12 protein-coding genes are annotated in these 12888 nt (G+C 69.5%); 1 reads left to right on the forward strand and 11 read right to left on the reverse strand.

Annotated elements, in window-relative coordinates; genetic code table 11:
• Window positions 1–70: 70 nt before the first annotated feature.
• Window positions 71–1018, forward strand: coding sequence for an ArsR/SmtB family transcription factor (locus tag OG707_RS41810; RefSeq protein ID WP_329127442.1), 948 nt, complete (start codon window positions 71–73; stop codon window positions 1016–1018).
• A 379-nt stretch (window positions 1019–1397) separates the two neighbouring features.
• Here OG707_RS41810 and OG707_RS41815 read toward each other — a convergent pair whose 3' ends face one another.
• From OG707_RS41815 to OG707_RS41865, 11 genes are all read right to left on the reverse strand, one after another.
• Window positions 1398–1610 (reverse strand): hypothetical protein, encoded by a 213-nt coding sequence (locus OG707_RS41815; RefSeq protein WP_329128250.1) that lies wholly within the window; start codon window positions 1608–1610, stop codon window positions 1398–1400.
• Between the two features lie 313 nt (window positions 1611–1923).
• Window positions 1924–2289 carry a hypothetical protein gene (locus tag OG707_RS41820; RefSeq protein WP_329127444.1) on the reverse strand — a complete coding sequence of 122 codons (366 nt, stop codon included), beginning with the start codon at window positions 2287–2289 and terminating at the stop codon, window positions 1924–1926.
• A 319-nt stretch (window positions 2290–2608) separates the two neighbouring features.
• The gene (locus tag OG707_RS41825; RefSeq protein WP_329127446.1) at window positions 2609–3049 is read right to left on the reverse strand and encodes a coenzyme F420-0:L-glutamate ligase; all 441 of its coding nucleotides are present in this window, start codon (window positions 3047–3049) and stop codon (window positions 2609–2611) included.
• Between the two features lie 27 nt (window positions 3050–3076).
• On the reverse strand, window positions 3077–4321 hold the full coding sequence (locus OG707_RS41830) for an MFS transporter (protein ID WP_329127448.1): 1245 nt from the start codon (window positions 4319–4321) through the stop codon (window positions 3077–3079).
• The gene (locus tag OG707_RS41835) at window positions 4318–5526 is read right to left on the reverse strand and encodes a bifunctional class I SAM-dependent methyltransferase/NUDIX hydrolase (protein ID WP_329127451.1); all 1209 of its coding nucleotides are present in this window, start codon (window positions 5524–5526) and stop codon (window positions 4318–4320) included. The genes OG707_RS41830 and OG707_RS41835 overlap by 4 nt, the downstream gene beginning before the upstream one ends.
• A gap of 28 nt (window positions 5527–5554) precedes the next feature.
• On the reverse strand, window positions 5555–6424 hold the full coding sequence (locus OG707_RS41840; protein WP_329127452.1) for an NUDIX domain-containing protein: 870 nt from the start codon (window positions 6422–6424) through the stop codon (window positions 5555–5557).
• Window positions 6417–8753, reverse strand: a complete 2337-nt coding sequence (gene fxlM / locus OG707_RS41845) for a methyltransferase, FxLD system (protein WP_329127453.1) — start codon at window positions 8751–8753, stop codon at window positions 6417–6419. The genes OG707_RS41840 and fxlM overlap by 8 nt, the downstream gene beginning before the upstream one ends.
• Before the next feature lie 140 nt (window positions 8754–8893).
• Entirely contained in the window at window positions 8894–10384 is a 1491-nt protein-coding gene (locus tag OG707_RS41850) for an NUDIX hydrolase (RefSeq protein WP_329127455.1), read from the reverse strand.
• Between the two features lie 52 nt (window positions 10385–10436).
• Window positions 10437–11504 carry an NUDIX hydrolase gene (locus tag OG707_RS41855; RefSeq protein WP_329127457.1) on the reverse strand — a complete coding sequence of 356 codons (1068 nt, stop codon included), beginning with the start codon at window positions 11502–11504 and terminating at the stop codon, window positions 10437–10439.
• Window positions 11501–11977 (reverse strand): NUDIX domain-containing protein, encoded by a 477-nt coding sequence (locus OG707_RS41860; protein WP_329127458.1) that lies wholly within the window; start codon window positions 11975–11977, stop codon window positions 11501–11503. Before OG707_RS41860 ends, OG707_RS41855 begins: the two co-directional genes overlap by 4 nt.
• Window positions 11974–12861: an aminoglycoside phosphotransferase family protein gene (locus OG707_RS41865; RefSeq protein ID WP_329127459.1), complete on the reverse strand. Its 888-nt coding sequence runs from the start codon at window positions 12859–12861 to the stop codon at window positions 11974–11976. The genes OG707_RS41860 and OG707_RS41865 overlap by 4 nt, the downstream gene beginning before the upstream one ends.
• Between the last annotated feature and the right edge of the window lie 27 nt (window positions 12862–12888).

The raw sequence follows: 12888 nt of genomic DNA on the forward strand, positions 1-12888 counted from the left end.
TCAGTCCACCGCCCGGCACGGCACACGAGGTAGACATTTAGCCGACGTCTTAATCCATTAGGCTCGCGGCATGATCGAGATGTTCCTGAACGTGGACGACCTGGCCCATGTGCGCTTCGCGATCTCACCGCTGCAGGAGACTTCGTTCAGTCTGTGGGCGCTGCACTACCCGGGCGAATTCCCGCTTCACCTGCGCTGGTTGCGCCTGATCCGCGACGACCTGCACGCCTTGGACACGGAGCTGCTCCTTTCCCTGGTCAGCCGGCGCCGCTGGCTGCCGGACTTCATCACACCCCGCCCGCTGGCCCGGATGCCGGACCTGGCCGAGGAACTGGCGACGGTCCGCCGCACCGACCCGGCGACGGTGGCGGCGGACCTCGCGGCCGCCTACCGCGACGAAGAGCTCCCGCCCACCCTCCAAGGCACCCCCGCAGAGGTCCGCGACCGCATCGCGGACATCCTGGAGTCGTACTGGCATCTGGCCCTAGCCCCTCACTGGCCGCGCATGCGCGGGGTCCTGGAGGCGGACATCCTGCACCGGGCCCAGCTCCTGGCCGAGGGCGGTGCCGCCGCGCTCTTCGGCAGCCTCCACTCCAACGTGCAGTGGGACTCGGGGATTCTGCGCCTGCACCGCATGACAGCCCCACACCGCGTGGAGTCCGGCCGGGGCCTGACCCTGTGCCCGACCCTGTTCGGCCGCAGGGCCACCGCCCCCATCGGTGACGTACCGCGCGTCGCCTACCCGGCCCGGGGCGTCGCCACCCTGTGGGAGACGGTCACCGCCCCCGCCCCGGACGCCCTGGGCTCCCTGATCGGCCCCCGCAAGGCCGCCGTCCTCGCGGCCCTGGACACCCCCACCACCACCGCCACCCTCGCCCGCCGCCTGTCGATCACCCCGAGCGCCGTCTCCCAGCACCTCGCTACCCTGCGCACCACCGGCCTGGTGACCCGCGCCCGCGTCGGCCGCGTGGTCCTGTACGGCCGAAGCGATCTGGGGGAGCGACTGCTGGGCGGCTGACGGGGCCCCGGGCCCGCAACCACTGCAGGGGCCACTGGGGGCAGACGGCCGCGAGCTCCTCGGTCTCTGCCGGGTTGTTCCGGCCCAGTGCGGCGAGAGCCTGGTCCAGCCGGAATGCGAGGAGTTGGTAGCGGATGTCGGTGTTGCCGTACGCACCTGACAACAGCTTCGTTCGCGTCCGGTGCAGTTCCGTGGGGGGTGTCATCGGGGGATCTCTCCTGAAGGTTGAGTGGTCTCGTACGTGGGTGAGGGGTGGCATCCGGGGCGGCCGGGCTCAGTGCCGGCGGCTGCCCCGGGCCGGAGAAGGGACGAAGCGGCCCGCCGGGGAGGGCGGGCAGCTTCGTGGTGAGGGCCGGAACACGCCGCTCGGGGTGAGGTGTTACTGGTGTGGGGTGTCGGTGACCACGAGGAACTGGTCGCTGTGCAGGTCCATGACGACCCGTGCACGGGTGCCTTGGGCCTGCAGAGCCGCGGCGTGAGCGTCGGCGGGCCACGATCCGTACGGGCCGCCGGCAGGGAAGCGCTCCAGTACAGTGCGCTGCCGGCGGTCCGCCACCGGGGGCGGCTTCGTGGCGCTGGCTGCGGCGGTCACGGGTCGGTGTCCTCGAAGGTTCCGAGGTCGCCGATCATGTCGTCCATCGCGCGGGTGACGGCGGCCCGGGTTTCGGGCCGGGTGGCATTCAAGACGGCCTTGTTGCGGAGTGGAGGTGGCGGCTCCGCCGACTTGAGTCAACCCATCCAGGGACACTGGCAGAGTTGTACGGAACTCCTAGCCGCCCCCGTAGGACGTCATCGACCAGATGGCAGGCGCGTACGCGAACGCCGGCAGACGCGGCTGCTGTCGCCGGGGCGAGTGCGCCGCGAGATCCGGCGACCGCAATCAGCAAGGGAAAGAGGGAACGTGATCAGCCGTCGCCGTCCAGCTCACGGATCCGCTTCAGTATGAGGTCCGCAGCGAAGGTGACGGCCTCATCAGGGTCGGGGGTCAGCAACAGATTGGGCCCGCGCTCCGGGTAGGGGACCACGCCGTAATGACGCTCGATCGCGGTGATCATGGGGAACCACTCGACATTCCTGCGCGGATCGAAGAAGTCGCCGTACTGAGACACGGTCAGCATGAACACAGACAGACCTGGATAGAGCGGCTGATACGTTGCATTGCGCCGGGCCGCGTTGAGCAGGAGCCACATCGATTCCGTGAACCGGTCATCCGGATCATGAGGCGGCTCGTGGTGGCGAAGCAAGTTTTCCCACTCCTCTTCACTCTGCATGGCCTGAGCCTGCGTTCCGGGCTGCGCACCCGTCAACGCCGCTCCACCGCTGTATGGAGGGGAGTTGACCAACCTCTGGCCCACTGTCGGCCGGCTCACCGCGTGGCTGGACGAGGACGACTCGTTTGACGACTGGGTCGCGGCCCTCGCCTAAAGAGTCCGGTGAAGTCACCCGCCCTTACATCGGCATGACCGGACAAAGCCCACGCAAGGGAGTAACGCACGACCGTGCCGGTGCGTCTGCCCGAACACACCGATGTGGTCATCGCGGCGACGGGCGCCACGGAATCGCTCGCCCCGCTCGAAGCCGAGCCGCCGGTTACCGCGCGAGGCGAAGTCCACGGCCGGTGACGTCGTCGTTACTGGGCAGCAGCCAAGCGCCGCCGGTTCCTGCCCGGTCGATTCCGGCCGAGGTCAGCTGAAAGCCCAGCCGGTGCCAAGCGACGATAGGGCCGCGCTCGGTGGCAAGGAAATTGCCCTGGGATTCGTCAAGAATGAGCTGAGTGATCTCGGCTGATTTACCGGTGCGGGCAGAGAGATCGAGAGCCTCCTCTCCCGGTGAGACGGTGGCCAAGTTGACGTAGCGGCGCTCCGAGATCGAGACCACTTTCGAGGCGACGACGAGGATGTCTCCGTCCTGCAGATGCTGCTCGGTCTCGGCGAGTACACGGATGATCGCGGTGGCGAGGTCGTCGCCGGGTTCGATGACGGGAAAAGGCCCGAGGGCGAGCGCGGTGAAGGCATCGGTGGGGGTGTTCATGTGGGGGTCGCCGGGCGGGGTCGTCGGTCAGGGGACGGTGGCGAACCGCAGGGCGCGAATCGGTGTGAGGGCCAGCCGTAGTGGTGGCAGTACGAGCAGGCAGGCGCCGATCGCCAAGGTGGTGCGCAACCCCAGCGCGGTGCCAGCGGATCCTGCGAGCAGCGCGGCGAAGGGGCGCAGCCCGAAAGCGGTCCATTGGCCGGTTGCTTGCATGCGGCCCTGCATGTCAGGTGCGCAGGCTCGCTGACGGACCGTGCGCTGGGTCAGGCCGTGCGTGACCGCGCCGAAGAGCTGGACGAACAAGCCTCCACCAACGGTGAGTTGACCGGCGAGTCCCGGATGGGCGAGGAGGAGCGGCAGCTGGCTGGTGGGCGCCAGAGTGAGTGCAGTGATCATGACCCGGCCTGCCCCGAGCCATTCGGTGAGGTGTGGGGTGGCGAGCGAGGCAAGGAATCCGCCGCTCGCGCCGACGCTCATGACAAGCGCGAATGCCTGTGCCGACCAGTGGAGTTCGCGGATGAGGTAGACGACCCAGATCGCGCTGGTGCCGGCGAGGACGGTGGAGGTGATCGCGTTGGTGGTCACGAGGGGGCCGATGACGGGGTGGCGCCAGGTGTAGGCGAGGCCGGCTCGGATCTCGCGGCGCAGTGAGGGGGCTTCTGTGCGTGGGGGCGGGGCGGTCTCGGGGGTGTGGATGCGCAGGGTGCACCAGGCGGTGACGAGGTAGGAGACGGAGTCTGCGGCGACCGCGCGGGCGGCGCCGATCACGCCGATCAGTGCTCCGGCGAGGGCCGGTCCGCCGATGTCGGCCAGCGTATTGGCGCTGGCGAGTTTGGCATTGGCCTCCAGGAGTCGGTCCTCCGGCAGAAGCTGGGGGATGTAGGACAGGCCCGCCGATGCTCCGAGCACATGGCAGGAGCCGACCACGAAGGCCGCCGCCCACAGCTGGGTGAGGGTCAGCCTGCCGAAGGCGGCTGCCAGGGGAATGGATCCCATCGCCACTGCGCAGACCAGGCTGGTGGCGACCATCAGGGGGCGCTTGCGGACCCGGTCGCACCAGGCGCCGGCAGGCAGTGCAAACAGCAGGGGCGGTGTCTTCTGTACGGCGGCGAGCACGGCGGCCTGCCAGGTCGTGGCGTGCAGCGTGATGACCGCGACCAGCGGGATGGCCACCGAGCTGAGCGAGGAGCCGAGCACATCGGTGGCTTGGCCCGTCCAGTAGAGGCGGAAGTCCCGGTGGCGCCACAGGCTCGTACGCGGGGACGGCTTCATGTACCCGCGCTTCCTGAGTCGGATGACGGCGTCGTGCGGCGGGCGTAGGGGGTGAAGTGCGCCGGCGGATGGTCGATGGGAAGGTCGGGGCGCCAGGCGGCGAGGATCTGGGCGCTGCACTCGAACAGCCCGTCGGGCAGCTCATCGAGCGGCCACCAGGCCCAGTCGCCGATGCTTTCGTCCGGCTGGGTGGCGGGTTCGTTCTGCCAGGCGGTGACGAGGGCGCCCACGGTGACGCGTACGACGTTGCCGACGTGATCGACGAGGGTGCCCAGGAGCACGATGTCCTGGGGTCGCGCGGAGATGCCGGTCTCCTCGGCCAGCTCGCGCACGACCGTCTCCTCCAGGCATTCGCCGACCTCGACGGATCCGCCCGGCAGCTCGAGTGTGCCGCGTTGGTGGCGGCCCAGGAGCAGACCGCGGTCGCCGAGAACGATGGCGCCCACGCCGATCGCCGCGTGCGGGACGGGCGGGCGACGTGTGCGGGGACGGCTGGTGATCTGCGCGGGCAGAACGGTCCTGCGGCGGGCCTGGATGAGCTGGCAGATCACCGGGTTGTCCGGCTCGGGCGCAGGGAGCTGGGTGATCGCCTCCACCGTGAATCCGTAGTCCGTCAGGAGGTCTTCCCACACCTGCGTGGTCAGCACCCAGGTCTGCAGCGGTTGTCGCTCCATGCCCTTGAGGCCGACCGTCTCCTCGCGCGGGGCCACGGTGGCAGAGGGACCGTGCCCGTGCAGATTGGTGTGCAGCACGGAGAAGACGAGAGGAGCGCCGGGGAGCAGTCCGTTGCGGAGCGCGGGCAGTGAGATGTGCGGGTCGATTCCGGCCAGCGTGCAGATGCCGTACGCCGCGTCGTACGGCTGCGAATTCTGAAGGTGCTCCATCACGTCCGCGTTCAGGAACCGGACGCCGGGTACGTCGCCGAAGTGCCCGGTGGCGCGCCGGTGTTGGGTGGGTGAGAGTTCGACCGCGTCGACGCGTGCGCCGTGACGCCGGGCGAGGTGGACGGCGTAGTGGCCTGCTCCGGAGCCGATGTCCAGGACCCGTTTTCCGGCTACGGGGCCGAGTACGTCGTCGCCGGGGCCGACGCCGTCCCAGAAGCCCCAGCGCAGCTGTTCGGGCAGGGGTGGCATGTAGGACCGGTCGAGTTGGAACTGGCCGTAGGCAGTCCAGGTCTCGGGGTTGGGGTACGCCTCGACAGGCATGGGAACTCCAAGAGGGGGAGGGGTGGGGTCAGGCGGGACCGGTGACGAGGTAGTGCGGGCCGCTGCCGGCGCGGGCGCGTTCGACGGCCTCCAGGCGGGCGAACGCCTTCTTGCCCATCAGACGTTGCCACTCGTCGAGGCCATGGATCGCCCACAGGTCGTGCTCGGCCGGATCGAGGCGGATCTGCCGCAGCCGCTCGGCGGTCAGGGTGCCGCCGTCGAAGATGAAGCCGATCTTGCCCATGGGCCAGCGGGGCCCGGGGTGGAGGTAGTGCATGAGCAGCAGGCGGGGGTGGCCCTGGCCGAGCTGGAGCCCGGTTTCCTCGGCGGTCTCACGGCGCGCGGTCTCCAGAGGGTCCTCGCCGGAGTCGGTGTTCCCGCCGGGAAACTGCCAGGCTCGACCGCCGTACACCGAGCGCAGCTGAACGGGCCGTTCGTGGTCGTCGCGCACGTAGAAGCAGGCGTACACCGTGTGGTGCGGAACGGTCTGGACGTACGCCTCGGCGGACAGCGGCATGGGTTGGCCCGCGAGCGCCGGCCGGTGATCGAACTCGATCGCGAGCGGTCCCAGCGCCTCCTTCTCGGGCGGGTAGATGAGGCGCAGGTTGGCGAGTTGCTCCTCGCGCGTGGCGTCGGGGTCGATGCGGGAGGTGTCCTCCGCGGCGAGCAGCTCGGCGAACGAGGCGTACGGCGTGATGCGCGTGGCCCTCACGTCGAGTTCGCGCCCCGACTCCTCGCCATGGAACACAAGCACGTCGCCGACCGCGACGCGTGTCATCCGGGGCGTGCGCACCCGGACTTCGATGGTCTTGCGGCCGGACTCCACCTGGGCGTAATACCGCTCGTACAGGCCCAGCCGGTGCTGCGGCAGGATCAGCTCGGGGACCGGATCACTCATGGGCGTTCACCTTCTCAGGCTGCAGGGCCGGGGTGTCGGCGACGTCGGAGCGCCAGGTCCACACGAGCCGGCTGTGGGTCTTGTCCACCACGTGGCCTGCGGGCAGCTCGCCGTCCGGAGTTCCGGCGGGATGCACCGCCAACTCGGGGTATCCACGGGCGCGTTCGTGGGCGTCCCAGCGTCGTACGGCGGCGGCGAGCTGTTCGGCAAGGGCGCGCCCGGAGGGTCCGAAGCCGTGGGCCAGGAACTCTGCCCGGCGCTCTTCGGGTGTGGGGCCTTCCTGGACGGGGATGAGGGTCAGGTAGGCGAGGGAGTCGTCCACTGTGATCGCGGCGGCGTCCGAGCCCCCCGGGAGCGTGGTGATGCCACTGTCTGTTTCACGGTTGCGGGCGAGGCGGCAGAAGCCGGGCAGCGTGGTGGCGAGGAAGAGCTGCAGAGTCTCGAACGACTCGTTGCCGGCCACGCTCACGCCGGTGGCCACTTCGTGGCGCGCGCCCGCGAGAGCTTCGTCCAGACCGGCGGGTTGGGCGGGTGCGCCGTCGGGGAACCGCAGTTGCAGTTCGCCGGAGGCGAGGTCGACGACGGGGACGGTGCGGGCAGCGGGACCGCGGTCGCGGACGAACCCGCAGAACTGGAAGTCCGTGGCCCGCAGCACCCGGCCCTGCTTGCGGAAGGCGGTGGCACGCGTGTACCCGTGCACTTCCAACGGGAGCACAAGATAACGGCCGTCGGCGAGCTGGTCGCGCCAGGCGGGGGCAATGTCCCAGCAGTTGTAAGTGATCACCGACGCGTCGAAGCCACCGCGGGGCATGTGCTCGGCGGCGCCGTCGCTGGCAGATCCGAGCAGCGCGGTGACGCGACCGCTGCCGGCCTCACCGGTCAGCCGGCGTGTACGGCGCACGACCCATGGGGCGAGGTCGGCGGTGATCACGCGGCCGGCCTGGCCCACGATGTGCGCGATCAGTTCGGCGTTGTAGCCGCCCGATCCGCCCTCGAAAACCGTCATCCCCTCGGTCAGACGCAGGTACTCGGCCATGCGGGCCTGGAGCCAGGCCGCGGACACGGAACTAGTCGGCTGGGCAAGGCTGTTGTGCTCGGTCACTACGGCCAGGTCGCTGTGGTACGCGGTCCGCAGAGGGCTCTCGGGCGTGAAACGGTGCCGCGGCACCGCACGCAGCGCCCGCTGAACCGGCAGGGAGGGAGCCCAGCCGCCGGCAATGACCCGGTCAGCCATCCGCTCGCGCCGCTCGACCGCCTCAACCGGCTCCCCGGGCACCGGCGGGCAGACGCTGTCGACCAGATACATGGGCGCGGAGGGCACGTACGGAAGGACCCCCGGCCAGATGAGGTCCAGAGCCCGAGCGTCGGCGGCCGACAGCCGGTCAAGACGGCGCAGGGCGTGCAGCGGGTGCCAGCCCACCTGCCCGAACTGCTCCGGCTTCAGATGCTGGTCCTGCCCGGTGTGAGCGGAGATGCGGACCACGATGCTCGACCTCGCCAGGCCCCCCGGGGCATCGAGGTGCACTCCGAGGACATGCGCGTCGCCCGGCTCGGCCACCACGCCGGTCTGCTCGGCCAGGGCGCGCACCGCCGTGTCCTCGAATCCTTCTCCCGGCACGGCCGATGCGCCGGGCAGCTCCCACCCCTGTTGCGAACGGCCCAGCAGGACTCGGCCCTGGGCGTCGGTGACCACAGTGCGTACTTCAGTCACCGAACTCGGCTGTGGGGGAGGGATGCTCGTGATGTGCACGGCGGGCTTCTTCAGCCCGCGCAGGACCAGAACGGCCATGCCGGTCGCGTCGAAGCGTTGTGCCTGGCCCCACATGCTCATCAGGTGGGCGACCTCGTCCTCGTCGAGGGCCACGCCCCGCCGCTCGGCGGGGGTGGTCGCGGCGAGGGGCGTGATGACGACGAGGGCACCGTTCTTGCGCAGCCGGCCGCCCAGCGTGCGGGTCAGGCGCGTGCGGTCGCGCAGGAACGCGTACACCATCCGCAGGACGATCAGGTCGTAGCCGTCTGAGTGCAGTGTCGAGAGGTTGGCACGCTCGATGTCCAGCTGCTGCCAGCTGACGGCTCGGTGGGAGGGATCGTCGAGATGCGCGTCGGTACTGGGGAAGGCAGCGTCGGCCCAGTCCACGGCATCGACGGCGTAGCCCATGGACGCCAAGTACAGGGCGAGTTCGCCGGCACCGCATCCCACGTCGAGAGCGCGGCCCTCGTCGGGCACGGGCACGTGCTGGGCGAGCAACGATCGCTCGTCATCGGCGAGGGGCCGGTAACGGCGGCCTTCGGCGTAGCCGCGATTCCATTCATCTTGCGTGGTGAACAACGGCGAAGTCCTTACGGTGAGTGCAAGCGCTAGGTACACGGACGGAGAGCAGACGGGGGTGCCGGCTCAGACGGCCAGGCCCCACGGGCTCAGGGCGGGGATGCGACGCCGAAAGTCCTCTTGGACCGTGCGGCGACAGTTCACGCCCATCCCATCTCCGAATAGAGGTGACCGGCGCGGATGGCTTCGATGACGCCCCGGGTGTAGGGGACGAGGGCCTCCGGGAGCGAGGCCGGGTCCCAGAATCTCCACTCGGTGCACTTGTCCGGCTCACATAGCTGCGGCTCGCCCCTCCAGACCCGCGCGCGGAAGAAAAGCCCCATGCGAGGCTGATCCCCGACTCGGTCGACGAGGTGGACGACGTGGACGAGTTCGACATCATGCGGCTCGATCAGAAGGCCGGCCTCTTCGCGCGCCTCCCTGATCAGACACGCGATGGCGCTCTCCTGCTCACAGTGGCCCGCCAGGGCATGCCAAGTGGAGGGCGCGAACCCGGAATCGGGATGGCGAAGCCCGAGCAGCACGGCTCCGTCGGGGCGCTCCAGATAAAGGTGGACGCCGACCACGTTGAGGACGGTGCCGGTGGGAGAGGCCCGTCGGCGCTCGGTCTCTGAAGGGTGACCGGCCAGGGAGCCGAGCGCGGGCGCGACGGCCTGCGAGGTGGCGGCATGACGTCGCACCAGGTCGCTGGTGGAAGGCGTGATGCGCAGACGAAGGAGGTCATCGGGAGCGAACCAGGCGAGCATCACTCCTTCCGTCAGGTGGAGTTCGCGTGGATCGCCGTTCCAGTTGCCGGCGTAGATAGCGATGGGCAGGGTCACACCGGCGTCGTCAACCGCCTCCTCGGTGCCGAACAAGGTCAGGTCGGGGATGTGCAGTCCGGCTTCTTCGCCGAGTTCGCGTCGCACCGTGTGTTCCAGGGTGGCGTCCTGGGATTCTCGGCCGCCGCCCAGCAGGGACCACATGCCCGGCTCCCAGATCCGGCCGGGGAAATAGTCGCGCAGGTGGAGCAGGTATTCACCGCGGTCGTTGTAGATCAGAGCGGAGGCATTGGCGGCCTCCAGGTCGACGGCGGGCGTGAGCTTGAGGAGCTTCTCGCGCAGGGAGGGCTGGGTCACCTGGTCCAGAGGCCGCCACTCGATGCCGCCGACTTCTTCTTCCTGCAGCACAACCGACACCGGGTCGCCCGAGCGCAGGCGGAAGAGGAAGCGGAAGTCGAAGTGGCGGTGGCCGGGTTCGCCTTCACCCGGGCGGGCGTCGGTGTCGTGGATGTCGATGTCGAAGGGAACGGCCTCATAGCCGGGCCACGGCACCACAGCCTCGGGTGGGATCCCGGTCTCCTCGTACAGCTCCCGCAGCGCCGCCCCTGCCAGGGACTCGTCGTCGTGTTCTGTGTGCCCGCCGGGCGCGAGAACCCTCCCGCTCGCCAGGTGCAGCACGTGCAGGACGCGGCCGAGTTGGTCGACGAGAACGACGCCGCAAGTGACGTGTCCGGAGAAGGTGGAGCGGCTGGCGATGTCGGCGGGCCGGTCGAGGGCTTCCAGGAGGCCGCCGAGTTGTGGTCGCTCGTGAGGGTGGTGGGCGAGGTAGGTCTCGACGGTGGTGCGGATGTGGGGGTGCGACAGCGGCATGGTTGTACCTCACAGCGGCGGTAAGCGGAACGGGGTGGGGCGGTCGTTCGTGTCAGCTCAGCCGCATCCCCTCCGCGCGGAATTCCTCGATGGCAGCGGGGCGAGCGACGGGCAGGGCCCAGCGCTCCTGTGCCGTTTCAGCGGCGAGTTGGGCTTGCCGCGCTCCCGGCGAGCCCCATCCCAGGAGGGCGGCTGCCTGGGCAGGGGTGGCGAGAAGGCGGGCGAACGGGCGGCCGGTGGCGAGGTCGACGGCCGCCGGCCCGATGCCGGTGACACGGGCGGCGAGGCGGAGCCTGGCGCTGGGCCCCACTCCGCCGAAGACCTCGCCTGCCTCATCGAGCACCCAGCCCAGTCGCACCGGGTCATTCAGGGTGTGCTGGGCTTCCTCGGCGGCTTCGCGGTGGAGGCTGACCTCGGGCGACCTGACGGTCATCTCCACGGTGCCGCCGGGCAGCATGGGCAAGGCACCGCGGGGGCCGGGGTCGGCGACGAGGACGACCCGGCCGTCGGGAACGAAGCACCACGCCCAGGCTTGCTGCACGGCGAGCCGCTCAGGGACGGGGGCACGGTTGAAGGGGCTGTCCCACAGAGGGCGGTAGCGGACGTGGACGTCATGTCGATCCAGCGCCGGCACGTCGAAGAGGTGCCGGCCGTCGGCGAGGTGGGCGGTAGCGGTGTTTCCGAGTCGGGCACGGTAGGCGGCGAGCATGATCTGCCCATCCACGGGGCGCAGCCGCTGTACCGCGTCCCGGGTTTCGAGGAACGCGTACTCGGACAGCTCCTCGTGCGGCAGTCGGATCGCCTTCACTTGGTCGGATGTGAGGGTTCCGCCGTCGAAGACGGCGTTGATGGCGACCAGTTTGACCGCGGCAGCGATGCCCTGGCCCACTTCCGTGACGCCGACGGTGATCAGCGAGCGGCGGTCGGTGCGCCAGGCCAGGGCGACGGTTCGCCCGATGAGGAAGGGCAGGGACTTCAGCGCACCCCACAAGGTGAGGTCGAGGCGGGAGTACTCGTGCTTGCTCCACCCCGAGTCGTAGCGCAACGGCCCGCCGAACAGCTCCATTTCCGAGCTGGAGACGGTGGCCTTCTCCATCCGAGGGTGCCGCAACAGCCTCATTGGTGCCCCTCCGTCGCTGCCGGTGCCCAGTTCACCGGCGTGTACAGGGATCCCGCAGAGAAGGCGCGCAGGACGGCGGCGGTGTAGGGGTGGCAGTCGGCAGGAGGCTGGGAGGGCTGTGCCCATACGAGTCCGGTGTGCTTGTCGGGTTCGGCGTTGAACGGCTCGCCCTGCCAGCGTTGCGCCATGAAGACGGTGCCGAGCCGGCCGCCCGCTTCGCCGCGATAGTGGATCAACCCGCAGAATTCCAGGTTCTCTTCGTCGACCGTGACTCCGACTTCCTCGTGGGCCTCGCGCAGGGCGCCGGCCGAGACCGTTTCCCCGTCCTCGAGATGGCCTCCGACAACGGTGAGCAGTCCGGGCGCGTACTCCGCATCCGCTGCGCGGCGTACCAGCAGGACGCGTCCGTCCGAGCGCTGCAGTACGGCCAGGACATCGACGATCGTGCGGTATCGCTGTGATGCCTCTGTCACAGTTCCTCCCCGGCGGTGAGGCGTGCGAGCGTGCGGTGGCCGCGTTCCACGATTGTGTGGTCGCCGTGGGCCGATCCCCACGCGATGGCGCTCGCCGCGTCGAGCGCGCCCAGGCAGCGCAGGGCCTGGTGTTCATCGAAGGTGAGGTCGCGGCCGAAGCCCTCGAAGAATGCGTTCCGCAGCGCCGGATCATCGGCCCAGGGGCCTCCGGCGAGTTTGATGAAGTCGTAGACCTGGACATAGGGGCGGGAGCGTTCGTAGTCGATGACTCCCAGACGGCGGGCATCGGTGTGCCACAGCCAGTTCCGTTCCTGGAAGTCTCCGTGTACGAAGCCGAGGGGCAATGGGCCGAGCTCGTTCAAGGCTTCGGCATGCAAACGAACGAGTTTGTACTCGGGCTCGGTGAGCAGGGTGCCAGCGTCCTGCAGGTGGCGCTCGGCTCCCTGCGCGGCACGCGCCAGCTCGGCGAGGGCCTCGCCTCGTTCGTCCCGGACGAGTTCCTGTTCACCGTGAAACTTCCGTAGCCAGGCTCCGGCCTGCCGGTGGATCGCGCCGTGCGTTGACGGGATACGGGGCAGCGTCTTGATCGGCTCGCCAGGTACTTGGGTCAGGAGCAGAGCCAGGTGCGTGGGACGGGAAGCAAGGAGGCGGGGCGCCTGGCGCGGTTCCAATGCCGGGACACAGGATCGGTATGCCCGCGTCTCACGGGCGAAGAAGCTCGGGGTCGGCGAGATCTTCAAGAACACCGAGCGTCGACCTGACGTGATGCGCCACACCCGGGAGTTGCTCCGGGGCATCGACGCGTCCTGCACGAAGTCGATCGGCTCGACGAAATGCTCGACCCAGGCCAGCAATGTGGCAGGGGGCTGTGTGTGCTGGTTCACGCCACCCGCCTCCGATCCGGGTCTCCC

Source organism: Streptomyces sp. NBC_01465 (assembly GCF_036227325.1).
Lineage (GTDB): Bacteria > Actinomycetota > Actinomycetes > Streptomycetales > Streptomycetaceae > Streptomyces.